Genomic DNA, 14,661 nt, shown 5'->3' on the forward strand with positions numbered 1-14,661 from the left:
CGGATTCCTGCGCCTGGCCTGCGCTCTCATCTGCTACCGCCGCGCCGACCGACTCAACCTGTTGACCAGCAACAAACCCAACTGACACACGGTCTAAGGCATGGTTAACGTGCGCCGCGCCGGCAGCGACAGCGGCTAGCCTGCCTGCTGTGGCCCGCCTGCTGCTCATCGAGGACGACCTGACGATCCGTGCCCCGCTGATCCGTGCCCTGCGGGAGCGCGGCCACGCGGTCGCCGCGGCCTCGACCGCGATGGCCGGCCTGCGTGACGCGCTGGACGACCGACCCGACCTGGTGGTGCTCGACCTGGGCCTGCCCGACCTGGACGGACGCGAGCTGCTGCGGATGCTGCGCGCGGTCAGCTCGGTGCCGGTCATCGTGGCGACCGCGCGCGACGACGAGACCGAGATCGTCCGGGTCCTCGACGCGGGCGCCGACGACTACGTGGTCAAGCCGTTCACCGCCGCGCAGCTCGACGCCCGGGCCCGCGCGGTGCTGCGGCGAGGTCCCGCCGGCCCCGACGCGCAGGAGGTGTCCGTCGTCGTGGGCGGTCTGCGCGTCGATCCCCGGTCCCGACAGGTCACCCTGGACGGCACGCTGGTGGAGCTGACGCCGCGCGAATTCGACCTGCTGCACCACCTGGCCGGACGGCCCGGCCAGGTGGTGACCAAACGCGAGCTGCTCACCGAGGTCTGGCAGATCCCGTACGGCGGGGCCGACAAGACCGTCGACGTGCACCTGTCCTGGCTGCGCCGCAAGCTGGGGGAGACCGCCCAGCAGCCCCGCTACCTGCACACCGTGCGCGGCGTCGGCGTACGCCTCGACGCGCCCGCGGCCCAGCCGTGAGGGCCCGCCTGGCGCTGCTGGTCGCCGCGGTCAGCGTGCTCACGCTCGTCGCGTTCCTGGTGCCGCTGGCCCTGCTCGTACGCACCGTCGCCCAGGACCGGGCCACCGTACGGGCCACCGGCGACGCGCAGAGCCTCGTGCCGGTGGTCGGCACCGCCGACGCGCCGACCATCCGGCTCACCGTCGAGCAGCTCGCCGCGGAGTCCGGCCGACCGGTGAGCGTCTTCCTCCCCGACGGCACCGTGCTCGGCGCGCAGGCACCCCGTACTCCCGCGGTGGCCCTGGCCGCGCGGGGGCAGAGCCTCACCGGGGAGTCCGCGGCCGGCCGGGAGGTGGTCATCGCCGTGCAGGGCCGACCGGACGGCACCGGCGTCATCCGGATCGTGGTGCCCCGGCAGGAGCTGACCGCTGGCGTGACCCGGGCCTGGCTGGTGCTGGCGCTGCTCGGCGTGGTGTTGGTGCTGATCGGGTTGGCGGTCGCCGACCGGCTGGCGCGCACGCTGGTCCGGCCGATCAGCGATCTGTCGGCCGTGTCGCACCGCCTGGCGAACGCCGAGTTGGACGCCCGGGTCGTTCCCGCCGGCCCGGCCGAGCTGCGCGAGGTCGCCGGCGCGCTCAACCACCTGGCCGCCCGGATACAGGTCCTCCTGCTCCAGGAGCGGGAACAGGTAGCCGATCTGTCCCACCGGCTGCGGACACCGCTGACGGCGCTGCGGTTGGAGGCGGAGTCACTGCGCGACCCGGACGACGCGGTCCGGATCGCGGCTGCCGCCGACGGGCTCGAACGGGCGGTCACCGGGCTGATCCAGCAGGCCCGCTGGCGTCGCGCGCCGGCGCCGGGAACCGTCGCGTCCGACGCCGCGGCGATCGTCGCCGACCGGGTCGCGTTCTGGTCGGTGCTCGCCGAGGACACCGGCCGGGCCGTCCACCTCGACCTGGCCCCCGGCCCACTGACCGTCGGGGTGGCCGCCGACGATCTGACGGCCGCCGTGGACGCCCTGCTCGGCAACGTCTTCGCGCACACTCCCGACGGCACGCCGTTCACCGTGCGGCTCGCGCGGGACGACGGGGACGTGCTGCTCGCCGTCGCGGACGAGGGCCCGGGAATGCCCGCTGGCGCTGTCCGGCGAGGTGCCAGCGCGGTCGGCTCGACCGGGCTCGGCCTGGACATCGCCCGCCGTGCCGCCCAGGCCGGCGGCGGGCGGTTGGAGCTGCGGTCCGGTCCGCGTGGTGGGGCGCAGGTGCTGCTGCGACTCGGGCCGCCACCACAGCGTCAGGCATAGCCGCTGCGCTGCCGGGTAGCTGCCACCTATGGCGCGGTATACGAAACCCGAGCTCAGAGAGCAGATCAAGGAAGAGATCAAGGCCTCCGACAAGGGCGGCAAACCGGGGCAGTGGTCGGCGCGCAAGTCACAACTGGTGACACAGGAGTACAAGCGGCGCGGCGGCGGATTCCTGGGCGAAAAGGACGATCGACAGAAGGCGTTGCAGCGCTGGGGCAACGAGAAGTGGCAGACGAAGGAGGGCGACGCCCGGGCCCGCAAGGACGGCACGACGAGCCGCTACCTGCCCAAGAAGGCCTGGGACGAGATGTCCGAGAGCCAGAAGCGCGCGACCGACACCAAGAAGCGGGAGGCGTCCCGGACCGGCCGGCAGTACGTCTCGAACACCGGCCCGGCGAAGAAGGCGCGGCGCGACGCCACCACGGCCGGCCGGATGTCGGAGATGTCGGTCGCCGAAGCCGGCAAGCTCGTCCGTGGGCTCGACACGCGACAGCTCAGGACGGCGCTGCGCAACGAGCACGCCGGCAAGGACCGCAAGACCCTCGTCCAGCGGCTCGAGGCGGAACTCAACCGGCGCGGCTAGCCGTACGCAGGTCGGAAGAACTGTCTGCGGTCCCGAAGCCCGTCGAGGCGACCCGGTCGTCATCCCGGCGGCGCAGGATGCGCACCTCGGTGGTGGCCTTGGTGCCGGTCAACGGCAGCACCGCCACCGGAGGAGGCGCCACGGCGGTGATGCTCGCCGGCGCGATGGTCACTCCGAGGCCGGCCGCGACCAGGTGCACCACCGTGGTCCAACTGCCGGCTTCCTGGACGATGCGCGGCGTGTAGCCGGAGTCCAGGCACGGCCGAAGATTGCGCTGGTAGGCCCGCTCGCCGGCCACCCGTGGGATGAAGACGAACGGGTCGTCCCGCAGCACCGCGGCATCGATCGCGCGGTCTCCCACGTGCGGGTGGTCGGCCGGCAGGACGGCGACGAAGCACTCGGTGGCGTACGTGGTGCCTACCAGGTCCTCGTGGTCGTCCGCGTCCCGAACCACACCGAGATCGACCTCGCCGTTCAACAGCCGGTCGACGATCTGCGCCGTGTACGCCTCGTGCAGGCGTAGGTGGACGGCCGGATGACGCTCACGGAAACGACGGATCGGCCCGGCCAGTCCGAGCTGGATCGCCGAACTGACGAAGCCGATGTCGAAGCGCCCCTGTTCCCCGCGCCCGATACGCCTCGCCTCGTGCACGTCGTCGGCTACCGAGGCCAGCACCCGCCGGCACCGGACGAGGTACGCCTCGCCGGCCGGCGTCAGCGCCACCGACCGGGAGGTGCGGACGAACAGCGGCGTACCGATCATCGCCTCGAGTTGGCGGATCTGTTGCGACAGCGGCGGCTGGGCCATCCGCAGCCGTACCGCGGCCCGGCCGAAGTGCAGCTCCTCGGCGACCGCGACGAAGTACCGCAGGTGGCGCAGCTCGGGATCCATACGTCGAGGATACGAATCAGTCCGAACAAGATATTGGACGTTCGAATAGCGGCGACCGGAGAATCGGGTCATGAACCCGAGCACGCTGACCGTCACGTCCATGACCACCGCCGAGGAGGCCGAGGCCTTCCGGACGCTGAACGAACAGTGGATCTCCCACACCTTCACGATCGAGGAGTCGGACCGCAAGACGCTCGGCGACCCGTTCGCCGCCATCGTCGAACCGGGCGGCGACGTGCTCGTCCTCCGCGACGGCGGGGAGGTCATCGGCTGTGTCGCCCTGGTGCGCAGCTCGAAGGACGTCTTCGAGCTGTCGAAGATGGCGGTGGCCCCGGCGGCGCGCGGCAGGGGTCTCGGCCGCCAGCTCATCGAGGCGGCGATCGAGCGGGCCCGCCAACTCGGCGCGACCACCCTGTTCCTCGGCAGCAGCACCAAGCTCCCGAACGCCGTGCACCTCTACGAAACGGCCGGCTTCCAGCACGTCGATGCCGAACAGATCCCGCTGCCGCCGTACGCCCGCGCCGACGTCTTCATGCGCATGGCGCTCTGACCGCAGGCTTAACCCGGCCTTAGCGTTCGGACAGCGCGCTGCTATCCCGGTTCAGCCGATCCTCGTAGTCGACATCCGAGGAAAGGTGGACACCACGATGAAGCGGACCAATCTGCTCCTGGCGTCGGTCGGCGGGGCGGCGGTGCTGGCGGTGGCCGGGGCCGCGTTCGGCGTTACCGCCGCGAAGGACTCGCGCACCGACACGACGCTCGCCGCCGCGACCGTCGCGCCGACGGCCGACAGCACCACCGCCGCGCCGGCGACCAACGATCCGTCGTCGACCGGCACACCATCGGGTACGCCGACGAGCGGTGCCCCGTCTACCGGCGACACCCCGTCCCCGGGCGGCGCGCCGGCCGGCGCTGCTGTCGACGAGAAGCGCGCCGGGGAGATCGCGCTCGCCAAGGCTGGCGGCGGCCAGATCGTCGAGGTCGAGGCCGAGCAGGAGCACGGACGCCCGGTCTGGAGCGTGGAGATCGTCGCCGGCGACACCGAGCACGAGGTGGACGTCGACCGGGAGAACGGCTCGGTGGTCAAGGCCGAGCACGAGCCGGTCGACGCCGACGACGACGCCGATGACAAGGACGACGACGACTGACCGTCGACTCCCGCCGCCCGCCCCGGGGATCGACCCGAGGCGGGCGGCGCCGTCGTGGAGCAGGTCCCCCGGCACGGTGGCCTAGATCGGCACGCGTTGCTCCTGGACCGTCGGCTGCTCCTGGACCGTCGGTTGGTCCTGGGCGAACTGCGTGCGGTACAGCTCGTGGTAGCGGCCACCGGCCGCGAGCAGGTCGCCGTGTCGTCCGCGTTCGACGATCCGTCCGTCCTCCACGACGAGGATCTGGTCGGCTGCCCGGATGGTGGAGAGCCGGTGCGCGATGACCACGCTCGTACGACCGGTGAGTGCCTCGGCCAGGGCGTCCTGCACCGCCGCCTCCGAGGTGGAGTCGAGGTGCGCGGTGGCCTCGTCGAGGATGACCACGCGCGGCCGGGCCAGCAGCAGTCGCGCGATGGTGAGCCGTTGCCGTTCCCCACCGGACAGGCGGTATCCCCGCTCTCCGACGACGGTGTCGAGCCCGTCGGGAAGCGCGCGGACCAGGTCGGCGAGTCGGGCGCGCCGCAGCACGTCCCACATCTCGTCCTCGGTGGCGTCCGGTCGGGCGAACGCCAGGTTGGCGCGGATGCTCTCGTGGAAGAGGTGCCCGTCCTGGGTCACCACACCCAACGCCGTCCGGATCGACTCGGCAGACAGGTCGCGTACGTCGATGTCGCCGAGTTTCACGGCGCCGTCGTCGACGTCGTACAGGCGCGGCACCAGCTGCGCGATCGTCGACTTGCCGGCTCCGGAGGAACCCACGAGCGCGACCATCTGCCCCGCCTCGGCGCGGAACGACACCTCGTGCAGCACCTCCTCGCCGCCGCGCGTATCGAGCTTGACCACGTCCTCCAGGGACGCCAGGGACACCCGGTCCGCCGAGGGATAGCCGAAGCGCACCCCGTTGAACTCGACCGCGACCGGCCCGTCGGGAAGGGGCCGTGCGTCGGGCTTGTCGAGGATCAGCGGCTTGAGGTCGAGGACCTCGAAGACCCGCTCGAAGCTCACCAGCGCGCTCATCACCTCGACCCGGGCGCTGGCCAGCGATGTCAACGGCGCGTAGAGGCGGGACAGGAGCAGCGCGAGGGCGACCACGGTCCCGGCGTCGAGGCTCCCCCGCAGGGCGTACAGACCACCCAGCCCGTAGACCAGGGCCAGCGCCAGCGAGCCGACCACGGTGAGCGCGGTGATGAAGACCCACTGGAGCATGGCGGTGCGGACTCCGATGTCCCGTACCCGCCGTGCCCGCGCGGCGAACTCGGCGGACTCCTCGGCCGGCCGCCCATACAACTTCACCAGGGTGGCGCCCGGTGCGGAGAACCGTTCCGTCATACGTGTGCTCATGGCCGCGTTGTGCTCGGCTGCCTCACGCTGCAACCGGGCGAGCCGCGAACCGATGCGCCGGGCCGGTAGGACGAAGATCGGCAACAGGACGAGCGCCAGCAGCGTGATCTGCCACGAGAAGCTGAGCATCACGGCCAACGTCAGCACCAGCGTGACGGCGTTACCGACCACGCTCGACAGGGTGTCGCTGAAGGCCCGCTGCGCGCCGATCACGTCGTTGTTCAGTCGGCTGACCAGCGCACCCGTGCGGGTCCGCGTGAAGAACGCCACCGGCATCTGTTGGACGTGGTTGAAGACAGCCGTCCGCAGTTGGACGATCAGCCCCTCACCGATGCTGGCGGAGAGGAATCGCGTCACCAGTCCGAGGCCGGCCTCGGCGAGGGCGATCACCGCGATCAGCACGGCCAACCGGACCACGACGCCGCCGTCGGCGCCGTCCACTATCGCGTCGACCACCCGGCCGGCGAGAATCGGCGACGCGACCGTGAGAACGGCCGTCACGACGCTCAACACGAGAAATCTGACGATCAGTGCGCGGTGCGGCCGTGCGAACCGCGCGATCCGCTTCAGGGTGGCGCGGGACAGCGGACGCTCGTCCCGTGCGTTCATCGCGTGGCGCAGAGACGTCCACGCGGTAACTTCCATGCTCATACGTACCTCCGATACCGGAGGCTAGGACCTCATCCGAGCTTTAGGTCAAGCCGTCGTCGCAGAACATGTGCGTGCTCGCGACCACGGGGCCGGACGGCCTGCTGGCCACCCCGGTGCGGTACTACCCGCTCGGCTTCACGGTGCTGTTCACGGCCGCGCCACCGCATCGCCGCCATCATCTGGCTCCGATGACGGTACTGCGGCCGCTACTTAGAGCCCGCGCAGATTGGTGGTGATCATCGGCGGCGGGTGGGGCGGGTGTCCCATCGGTAGATGGTCCATGCTCGCCTGATCAGGCTACGGACGGTGATGATCGCGTCGGCGAGGTCGAAGAACGCGTCGATGACCGTCTCGGTTCGTTCGTAGCAGCGTTGGAGTCGGTTGAACGCGTTGTGCCAGCTGTTCGTCCGTTCGACATGCCATCGTTGGTTTGCCTGGATGGGTGCCTTGTCGCCCTTGTGGGCGATCTTGCCGGTCAGGCCGCGTTCGGTCAGCAGCGCACGGGTGAGCGCGGAGTCGTATCCGGCGTCGAGGTGCACCGTGATGGCCTCGGGGAGTGGGCCCAGGTCGTCGAGGCGGTCGAGGGTGGGTGCCAGCAGCGGTGAGTCGTGTCGGTTCGCGCCGGCCAGGACCCGGCCAAGGGGGATGCCGTAACCGTCGACCATCGATGAACGTTTCATTCCCTGCTTGCCCCGGTCGACCGGGGACCGTCCGGCGCAGTCGCCCCCGCCGGGCGCTTTGGTGATACAGCCGTCCACGGCGATGTCGTCCAGGACCAGGCCGACGAGCCGGTCGTAGGTGTCCACCGCGATCTGCTTGAGTTGGGCGAACACCCCGAGGCGGATCCACTCGTCACGACGGCTGCGGATCGTGGCGGCCGAGCAGGTGGCATCGGCGATCGCCTCGTAGGAACAACCGAACCGCAGCACCTGAATCAGCTTGTCGAACACGATCCGGTCATCGATGCGCCTGCGGTGGCAGCCCAACGGATGCGTCGGGACGTATGTCGGCCGCTCAGGTAGCAGCGCGTTGAACTGGACCCACAGTGGCTCGATCAGCCATGCTGGGATAGCAGGCACAGGATCTCCCGGTGATCACGAGGCGTAAGCACCTTCATGATTATCGATCCTGTGCCTGCACTCGTTCAGGCACGCCCGTCCAGCCTCGCCATTCTGCGCGGGCTCTTAACGCTCTTACCTAGGGACAGACCGGTGTCGGTGTAGCCGTGCCGGCTGTAGAAGCGCACTGCATCGGCGTTGCGGTGGTGGATGCCAGCCGACAGGTACGTGATCCCCCGGTCGCTCGCCCACTGTGTGGCCGCCGTGAGCAACGCTGATCCCACCCCGAGCCCCCTGGCAGCGGGCAGTACAACCGTGTGGACCTGGGCCGAAGGTTCAGGACGCAGGATCTGATGGTCCGGCGGATCGGAGTGCCGCAGCACTTCGACCATTCCGACTACCTGGCCGTCATGCCCCTCAGTGACGAGGACGCCATCCCGCCCGGCCTCGTCGGCCACCATGGCCGCGAAATGGCGCGTGACGGCCTCACGCGGTGGAACGCGGTAGGTGGCAGCGTCGAGAGCAATGTGGGCCTCAGCGTTGGCTAGGCGCAACTCCACCAATGAAGCGACATCCGCCAAGGTCGCTGGCCGAACCGTCAGCCGTGTCTCCTGCATCATCCCGATCCTAGGTCGAGGCAGCCACTCGGGCAGCCCGACCATGATCGCCAGGAGAGGGCCTAGGCCGTGTGTCAAGGTCCTCGGTCGAGCAGAGGGGCGGACGGCGGACACCACGATGAGGGTGATGCCTGTGAGTCATCTTGATGACCCACAGGCATCACGCTCAATGGAGGGGGCGGCTCCGATCCGGCCGGACCACGGGCCCGCGAGCGACGGTTCACCAGCGGCCGAAACGGCCGGTCCTCTCGGCCTCGGTAGGCCGGCCAGGGGCTTTGACACACGGCCTAGTCGGCAGAGGTCGGCGAGGGCGTCATGGCGGCGTTGGCCTGGAGAGCGTTGGTCGCCGGGGCCGCTGGGTGCGCTGAGTGGGTCGATGGCGGCACACAGCACGCCGGCGGCCTTGTCGGCGGCTGCGGTGCCGGCGGTGTCGTGCACCGTGGTGACGGTGTCGGTGATGACGCGGGCCTGCTCGGCGCTGATGTTCCCGTCGGCCAACGCCTGCCGGACTCCGCCGTTGTGGTCGTTGTCGAGGGCGGCGGCGAGGTCGACGAGCCGACGCGCGGTGGGAACGGTGAGGCGCAGACGCTCGCGCAACCAGACCGCCGTGCAGGACGCGCCCTGGGCGCGGGCCGTGCCCCGGCCGTCGACTTCGCGGACGAGGGCCAGCTCGAGCGCGGCGAGACGTTGCGCGAGGCGGTGTGTGGCGTCGAGCGCGGCGATCAGATCGTGCTCCGCAAGGGTCCAGGCCGCCGCGTCGACGCAGGCCGCGACCGCGTCATCCGCCTGCGACAGGTGTACGACACTTTCAGCCATCATGATCGATAGGCGATCCAGGCGGACACGGGTTCCCACATCGCGGTGCGGGGCGGTGGAGCCCAGCTCACCTCACTCGTCGTCGGCGGACTCGTCCTCGTCCAGGGGACGCTCGTGACCTGTTCGGCCGAGATGGCCCGTCGAGTCGCGCCACCACTCTGCGCCCGCGTTGTCCCTGAAGGTCAACACCGGACGGCGGCGTGCACCCTCGATCTCGGAGGGCACCTGAGTCTCGAAACGCTCGGCCGGCAGCAGGACGTCTCGCTGCGTGACGATGCGCAGCGCCCTGTCCTGTCCCAGATCGAAGTGCACCGAGAGTCGGTAGATCGGAAGCGCCGACATGTTCGTCACCACAAAGGTCAGCTCGGGCTCCGATATGGGCTCCGGCTCATCCTCGTCGAGGTCCAGCGGCTCGACCTCGTCGCGGATCCACACGCCGATCGACGCTGCCTGCTGCCTCGCCCACTGCATCTCGGTACGACGATCACGCTCGGACTCGATCTTGTAGAGCCGGTATGCGACGAACCCCGCTATCGCCGCGAGCAGCGCGCCAGCCGCTGACCCCACCGCGTCCACGACACCCCACACAGGCCGCAGCGTACCGACGACGTCAACGAACGCCGACCGATGTGCCGGTCGTCGTCAACGTCGGACGACGCCGACGGTGACCGCGCCGCCACCCGCATGCCCGATCGGGACTGCCGGCAGCGGCGCGATCACCGTTGTCACGTCGTACGGTCAGCTGATGCGGAACTGCTGGCCGTAGACGGCGAACGCCAACGGCGTGTTCAGGTTGAAGTTGCCGTTGTTGAGGAACACCCGCTGGGCCGTGTCCACACGGGAGGTGTCCGAGTGGGCCTCTTCCTTCTTCATCTCGATGACCCGCTCGTCGAGGAACGCGTTGAGCCAGGTCCGCTCGTCGCCACCCTGCGCCGGGGGCTTCGCCCGGGCGAGGGCACGGCTGCGGACTTGGCGCATGCCCTCGTACCCGTGCATGACCGCCGCGTCGTAGTAGGCGAACTGGCCGAGTGCCCGTACCCCGTCGTTCTTGCCGTCGCGGACCGACGGGTTGAAGTAGACCCGGTCCCGCTCGGCCTCCTGCGCGGCCCGGAACACGGAGTCGTTGGCGGCGGTGCGCCAGTCGCGGGTGAAGTTCGGGTCGAGGCCCGAGTGCGACGCGGTGCCGTTGACGGCGCGCAGCGCCGGCAGGTAGCCGGCCAGCACGTTGCCGGGCTTGGTGTTCGTGTACGCCTGGACCAGTTCGAGCATGTCGCCGGTGCCGGAGCAGAAGCCGATGATGCCGGCGGTGTAGCCCCGGCCGTCGCCGATGTCCTCGATGTAGGAGAACTGGGCACGCCAGTCGAGTGAGGAGTTCTCCGCCGCCGACACGAGCTGCATGGCGACGTCCTTCTTCGCCGGGTCGTCGAGGTTGGTGCCGGTCGAGCCGCTGGCGGTCGGCGTGGGGGTGGGGTTGCCGCCGCCGCCCGGAAGGGTCCACTGCTGGTTGGTGGTGCCGCCGCAGGTCCAGATCTGCAGCCGGGCGCCGTTCGCGGTGCTGCGGTCGGTCACGTCGAGGCACTTGCCCGAGGCGGTGTTGACCAGGGCGCCGCCGCTGGCGGCGGTCCACTTCTGGGCGCCGGTGCTGTTGCAGTCGTACAGCTGGATCTTCGCGCCGTTGGCGGTCGAGGCGGCGGTGACGTCGAGGCACTTGCCGAGTGCGCGGATCGAGTTGTCGGTGTTGCCGACCGTCCACGTCTGGGCTGCGCCGCCGTTGCAGTCGTAGAGCTGCACGGCCGTGCCGTTGGCCGAGCTGGCGCCGGCCACGTCGACGCACTTGCCGGCCAGGCCGGTGATCGGGCCGGCGGTCGCGGCGCTGGCCGACGGCAGGCCGTAGCCGACCGCCGCGACGCCGATCAGCAGGGTGCCCACGGCGTAGGCGGCTGTTCTCTTACGCACCATGGTGTTCCTCGGGGGAAAGGGGCGGCATGCCGCCGACCGGTCGGGTGCCCGGCGTGGGGGGAGGGCGCCAAGGCACCGCGAGAATCAGGAAACTCTATTAACAGATAGCAGCAAGTCGATCAACTGTCAATCGGAACTCCACTGGGCAGGGCGGTGGTGGCTCTGCGTAGCGCCCAGACGCATGCCAACACCGCCGGGTGGTCGCCCGCACCCCTGCGGTAGGCGATTCTCGTGCGACGGCGCAGGGCCATCGGGAGGAGCCGAACCTGCGGCGAGGGCTGCGTGACGGCGAGCTGTGGGACGAGCGCGACCCCCTCGCCAGCGGCGACCAGGGCGAGCATGGCGGTGAAGTCGTCGACGTGGTGCCGCACGGCCGGGGCGAAACCCGCCATCTGGCAGACGTGCAGGGCGACCGAGCTGCCCTGACCCTGGTGCCCCCGTTCCTGCGGCCGGGCGCTCCGGGAGTGCTCGCCCACTTGGCCCACCTCGTCCGGGCCAGCCCCGTGCCGCTGGTCGTCTACCACGTGCCGTACCGGACCGGGCAGCAGCTCGACGCCGACGACCTGCGGCGGCTCGCGGAGCTGCCCGGTGTCGTCGGCGTCAAGTACGCCACCGGAGGGATCGACGCGGACACCGTCGACCTCCTCGCCGACGTCCCGCCCGGGTTCGCCGTACTCGGTGGTGAGGATCCGCTCCTGTCCCCGCTGCTCGCCCTCGGCGCGCACGGCGCCATAGCCGCCTCGGCCCAGGTCGCTGCCGGGGACTACGTCCGGTTGGTCGCGCACTGGCAGGCGGGCGACGTCACGCCCGCGAGGTCGCTGGGCCACCGACTCGCGGGTCTGTCGGCGGCGCTGTTCGCCGAGCCCAACCCGAGCGTCGTCAAGTCGGTGCTGCACGCGCGGGGACGCATCCCGACCCCGTCGGTTCGCCTGCCGCTGCTGCCCGCGAGCCAGGACGCGACGCGGCGGGCGCTCCGGCGCCTGGAGGGGTTGAGCAGCGAGCCGAGGTGAGCGGCGGCCCCGAGCCGCGATCCGGCGACGCGACACGTCGGAGACGAAGATCATTTGTTCATCAACCGGTCGCCCGGCTGTGCGCGACGGCGGCTATCGTCAGCCCGCGCGTGGGCCCGGACCGTGCCGGGTCGAGCCGCGTCAGCAGCACCACCGAGCCGCGAGGAGCGTTCCATGGCAGTCGTTTTCCGCCGTACCCACTTCTGGTGGGCCGCCGCGGTCGCCGTGCTCGCCGCGGCGGCGCTGACGGCCTGCGGCAGCGACGACCGCGCCGAACCGGCCGCCGCGCCCACCACCGGCAGTGCGGTCGCGCCGACGGCGACCGCGCCGCCCGCGCCGCCGCCGCAGGGAAAGCTGCGCGGGTACGGCACGGTGCGGCAGCTCACCGAGACCGCCGACCTGGTCGTGCGCGGCGAGGTCGCGTCCGCCGGCTTCCGGGTCGACGAGGTCCTGCGGGCCAGGACCGACACCGGTGTACGCGCCGGAGCGTCGATCACACTTGCCAGCCTCGACGCCGGTGTGGCGGACATGGCCCACATGTCGACCCTCGACGTGGGTCAGAGGGTGGTCCTCTACCTGTCCCAGGACGCGGGGGCCGCGACGCCGACGTTCCGGACGCTCAGCGGCGATTTCGGCGTCTTCGACGTCACCGGGGCCGGTGACGATGCCGTCGCGTCCAGCCGCTCGCAGGCCATGGCCGTCACCGGCCTGCGCACGGAGGACGCGACGGCGTCGGGTCACGGCTTCCGTACCACCCTCGGCCAGTTGCGCGCGGTCGCCCAGCGCCCCTGAGGCGTCCGCGTGCTCAGTGCTCCCGGTAGGTGGCCCGGTCGAAGTCGGCGTACACCCCGTCGCCGCCGAGATCCTGCACCCACAGGCCGAGGAAGGAGCCGGTGAAACCCCAGGCCGCGGGCTCCCCGTCGATGATCAGCGCGGCGTGCTCGTCGGACAGGATCGTCGCGTCCAGGTCGACGGGCAGGCGCTGCCAACCGGCCCCGAGGTCGTAGTCGAAGCGCACCACGGGTCCGTCGAACACCGCCCGCAGACCGACCTGGGCGACGCCGGTGGCGTCGACGGTCAGCTCCGGGTACGGGGTGCGTCGGCCGTTGTCGGAGCTGAGCAGCTCCAGCACCGTACGTCCGTCGTCGGCGCGGGTCAGGTAGAGGTGGTGCCAGTTCAGGGTGTTGTAGTACGCGGTGATCCCCGCGAGCTGCCGGTGGTCGATCGGGTCGAACTCGACGACGGTCTCCAGCGAGCAGTGCGTCGCCCCGACCCGTCGCGCGACCAGGCTCGGCGCCTGCCGGCCCACCGGTGACTGCCCACCATGGACACGCAGGTGCGAGGGCCGCGAGCGCAGGTCGATCCAGTCGGCGCTGGCCGGCCGGCGCAGCGTCGACCAGCAGGACGCCAGCTCGGCGGCGTCGAAGTCGTCGGTCGCGGGCTCCTCGGGCCACGGGTGCGGCGACAGGTCCGGGGCGACGACCTCCTCGGCCGGCACCCCGCCGGCGATGCGGGGCCAACCACCGTCCGGCCACTCGACCCGCTGGATCGCGGTCTCCCGACCGAGCACGCAGTTGCCCAGCGGCGAGTAGGGACGACCGACTAGGTGGGCCAGGTACCAGCCGCCATCGGGGGTCTGCACGAGGCTGCCGTGACCGGCCTTCTGCAACCGCAGGTCGGGTCGGCCCACCGAGGTCAGCAGGGGCCCGTCCGGGTCCACCTCGTACGGGCCGAACAGCTCCCGCGAACGCGCCACGGTCACCTGGTGCTCCCAGCTGGTGCCACCCTCGGCGGTGATCAGCCAGTACCAGCCGTCGTGGCGGTACAGGTGCGGCCCCTCGGTCACCCCTACCGACGTGCCGGTGAACAGGATGCGCGGCCGGCCGACGAGACGACGGGTCGCCCGGTCGTACTGCTGGATCTCGATGCCGCCGAAGCGGTCCCGGCCGGGACGCCAGTCCGCGCTCATGCTCAGCAGCCAGGTACGGCCGTCGTCGTCGTGGAACAGGGCGGCGTCGAAGCCACGCCCGTGCAGCTTCACCGGGTCCGACCAGGGCCCGGCGATGTCGGGCGCGGTGATCAGGAAGTTCTGCGGGTCCCAGTAACCGCTGGCGAAGCTGGCCACGTCGCTGTAGACGAGGTGGAACTCCCCATCGTGGTACGTCAGGTCGGGCGCCCACACACCGTTGGAGTCGCCGCAGCCGCGCAGATCGAGCAGGCGGCGGTCGGTGATGATGCCACCCAGCGGGCGCCAGTTCACGAGGTCGCGCGAGTGGTGCACGCGTACCCCGGGATACCACTCGAAGGTCGAGGTGGCCAGGTAGAAGTCATCGCCGACGCGCAGGATCGACGGGTCCGGGTGGAACCCGGCGAGGACGGGGTTGCGGATCGACCAGGCAGCGGTCGCCACGTCAGCGGTGTCGGTCGACACGGGGGCTCCTCTGTGCGGTGCGGCTGT

The 14,661-nt window shown here is 70.9% G+C and carries 15 protein-coding genes and 2 pseudogenes; 8 read left to right on the forward strand and 9 right to left on the reverse strand.

Features of this window, described 5'->3' with window-relative positions; all coding sequences use genetic code 11:
• Positions 1 to 149 precede the first annotated feature (149 nt).
• The 3 genes from ACGFH9_RS15160 to ACGFH9_RS15170 are packed head-to-tail and all read left to right on the forward strand — an operon-like array spanning position 150 to position 2,711.
• On the forward strand, positions 150 to 845 hold the full coding sequence (locus tag ACGFH9_RS15160; protein WP_393219059.1) for a response regulator transcription factor: 696 nt from the start codon (positions 150 to 152) through the stop codon (positions 843 to 845).
• Positions 842 to 2,128: an ATP-binding protein gene (locus ACGFH9_RS15165; protein WP_393219062.1), complete on the forward strand. Its 1,287-nt coding sequence runs from the start codon at positions 842 to 844 to the stop codon at positions 2,126 to 2,128. The genes ACGFH9_RS15160 and ACGFH9_RS15165 overlap by 4 nt, the downstream gene beginning before the upstream one ends.
• A 28-nt stretch (positions 2,129 to 2,156) precedes the next feature.
• On the forward strand, positions 2,157 to 2,711 hold the full coding sequence (locus tag ACGFH9_RS15170) for a DUF5872 domain-containing protein (protein ID WP_393219065.1): 555 nt from the start codon (positions 2,157 to 2,159) through the stop codon (positions 2,709 to 2,711).
• Here the strand turns inward: ACGFH9_RS15170 and ACGFH9_RS15175 are convergent.
• Positions 2,695 to 3,603 (reverse strand): LysR substrate-binding domain-containing protein, encoded by a 909-nt coding sequence (locus ACGFH9_RS15175; protein WP_393219067.1) that lies wholly within the window; start codon positions 3,601 to 3,603, stop codon positions 2,695 to 2,697. The two genes, ACGFH9_RS15170 and ACGFH9_RS15175, sit on opposite strands and share 17 nt — an antisense overlap.
• 70 nt (positions 3,604 to 3,673) lie before the next feature.
• Between ACGFH9_RS15175 and ACGFH9_RS15180 the strand changes: the two genes are divergently transcribed.
• Both ACGFH9_RS15180 and ACGFH9_RS15185 read left to right on the forward strand, forming a co-directional pair.
• On the forward strand, positions 3,674 to 4,153 hold the full coding sequence (locus ACGFH9_RS15180; protein ID WP_393219070.1) for a GNAT family N-acetyltransferase: 480 nt from the start codon (positions 3,674 to 3,676) through the stop codon (positions 4,151 to 4,153).
• 97 nt (positions 4,154 to 4,250) lie between these two features.
• Positions 4,251 to 4,751 (forward strand): PepSY domain-containing protein, encoded by a 501-nt coding sequence (locus ACGFH9_RS15185; protein ID WP_393219072.1) that lies wholly within the window; start codon positions 4,251 to 4,253, stop codon positions 4,749 to 4,751.
• Positions 4,752 to 4,832: 81 nt separating this feature from the next.
• Here the strand turns inward: ACGFH9_RS15185 and ACGFH9_RS15190 are convergent, their stop codons facing one another.
• Positions 4,833 to 6,743 (reverse strand): ABC transporter ATP-binding protein, encoded by a 1,911-nt coding sequence (locus tag ACGFH9_RS15190; protein WP_393219075.1) that lies wholly within the window; start codon positions 6,741 to 6,743, stop codon positions 4,833 to 4,835.
• 53 nt (positions 6,744 to 6,796) lie between these two features.
• Here ACGFH9_RS15190 and ACGFH9_RS15195 point away from each other — a divergent pair.
• A pseudogene (locus ACGFH9_RS15195) lies at positions 6,797 to 6,904 on the forward strand (pyridoxamine 5'-phosphate oxidase family protein); the annotation flags it as partial.
• A gap of 75 nt (positions 6,905 to 6,979) precedes the next feature.
• Here ACGFH9_RS15195 and ACGFH9_RS15200 read toward each other — a convergent pair.
• From ACGFH9_RS15200 to ACGFH9_RS15225, 6 genes and pseudogenes are all read right to left on the reverse strand, one after another.
• Positions 6,980 to 7,822, reverse strand: a complete 843-nt coding sequence (locus tag ACGFH9_RS15200; protein WP_393219078.1) for an IS5 family transposase — start codon at positions 7,820 to 7,822, stop codon at positions 6,980 to 6,982.
• Between the two features lie 65 nt (positions 7,823 to 7,887).
• Positions 7,888 to 8,418: a GNAT family N-acetyltransferase gene (locus tag ACGFH9_RS15205; RefSeq protein WP_393219081.1), complete on the reverse strand. Its 531-nt coding sequence runs from the start codon at positions 8,416 to 8,418 to the stop codon at positions 7,888 to 7,890.
• Positions 8,419 to 8,556: 138 nt separating this feature from the next.
• Positions 8,557 to 9,237: a DUF222 domain-containing protein gene (locus ACGFH9_RS15210; RefSeq protein ID WP_393219083.1), complete on the reverse strand. Its 681-nt coding sequence runs from the start codon at positions 9,235 to 9,237 to the stop codon at positions 8,557 to 8,559.
• A 69-nt stretch (positions 9,238 to 9,306) separates the two neighbouring features.
• The gene (locus ACGFH9_RS15215) at positions 9,307 to 9,822 is read right to left on the reverse strand and encodes a hypothetical protein (RefSeq protein ID WP_393219086.1); all 516 of its coding nucleotides are present in this window, start codon (positions 9,820 to 9,822) and stop codon (positions 9,307 to 9,309) included.
• A 150-nt stretch (positions 9,823 to 9,972) separates the two neighbouring features.
• Complete coding sequence (locus ACGFH9_RS15220) at positions 9,973 to 11,193, reverse strand: chitosanase (RefSeq protein WP_393219089.1); 1,221 nt, start codon at positions 11,191 to 11,193, stop codon at positions 9,973 to 9,975.
• Between the two features lie 119 nt (positions 11,194 to 11,312).
• A pseudogene (locus ACGFH9_RS15225) lies at positions 11,313 to 11,615 on the reverse strand (LysR substrate-binding domain-containing protein); the annotation flags it as partial.
• Between the two features lie 9 nt (positions 11,616 to 11,624).
• Between ACGFH9_RS15225 and ACGFH9_RS15230 the strand changes: the two are divergent.
• Positions 11,625 to 12,203, forward strand: coding sequence for a dihydrodipicolinate synthase family protein (locus ACGFH9_RS15230; protein ID WP_393219092.1), 579 nt, complete (start codon positions 11,625 to 11,627; stop codon positions 12,201 to 12,203).
• A 174-nt stretch (positions 12,204 to 12,377) separates the two neighbouring features.
• Positions 12,378 to 12,995, forward strand: coding sequence for a hypothetical protein (locus ACGFH9_RS15235; protein WP_393219094.1), 618 nt, complete (start codon positions 12,378 to 12,380; stop codon positions 12,993 to 12,995).
• Positions 12,996 to 13,008: 13 nt separating this feature from the next.
• Here ACGFH9_RS15235 and ACGFH9_RS15240 read toward each other — a convergent pair whose 3' ends face one another.
• Entirely contained in the window at positions 13,009 to 14,634 is a 1,626-nt protein-coding gene (locus ACGFH9_RS15240; RefSeq protein WP_355622480.1) for a glycoside hydrolase family 43 protein, read from the reverse strand.
• Positions 14,635 to 14,661 lie beyond the last annotated feature (27 nt).

This window comes from Micromonospora sp. NPDC049102 (assembly GCF_043197485.1).
Taxonomy (GTDB): domain Bacteria; phylum Actinomycetota; class Actinomycetes; order Mycobacteriales; family Micromonosporaceae; genus Micromonospora.

Bases quoted from the DNA above. Each gene is read 5' to 3' on its own strand.
- ACGFH9_RS15205 (WP_393219081.1), bottom strand. From the start codon at position 8,418: ATGCAGGAGACACGGCTGACGGTTCGGCCAGCGACCTTGGCGGATGTC.
- ACGFH9_RS15180 (WP_393219070.1), top strand. From the start codon at position 3,674: ATGAACCCGAGCACGCTGACCGTCACGTCCATGACCACCGCCGAGGAG.
- ACGFH9_RS15190 (WP_393219075.1), bottom strand. From the start codon at position 6,743: ATGAGCATGGAAGTTACCGCGTGGACGTCTCTGCGCCACGCGATGAAC.
- ACGFH9_RS15235 (WP_393219094.1), top strand. From the start codon at position 12,378: ATGGCAGTCGTTTTCCGCCGTACCCACTTCTGGTGGGCCGCCGCGGTC.
- ACGFH9_RS15210 (WP_393219083.1), bottom strand. From the start codon at position 9,237: ATGATGGCTGAAAGTGTCGTACACCTGTCGCAGGCGGATGACGCGGTC.
- ACGFH9_RS15185 (WP_393219072.1), top strand. From the start codon at position 4,251: ATGAAGCGGACCAATCTGCTCCTGGCGTCGGTCGGCGGGGCGGCGGTG.
- ACGFH9_RS15220 (WP_393219089.1), bottom strand. From the start codon at position 11,193: ATGGTGCGTAAGAGAACAGCCGCCTACGCCGTGGGCACCCTGCTGATC.
- ACGFH9_RS15170 (WP_393219065.1), top strand. From the start codon at position 2,157: ATGGCGCGGTATACGAAACCCGAGCTCAGAGAGCAGATCAAGGAAGAG.
- ACGFH9_RS15175 (WP_393219067.1), bottom strand. From the start codon at position 3,603: ATGGATCCCGAGCTGCGCCACCTGCGGTACTTCGTCGCGGTCGCCGAG.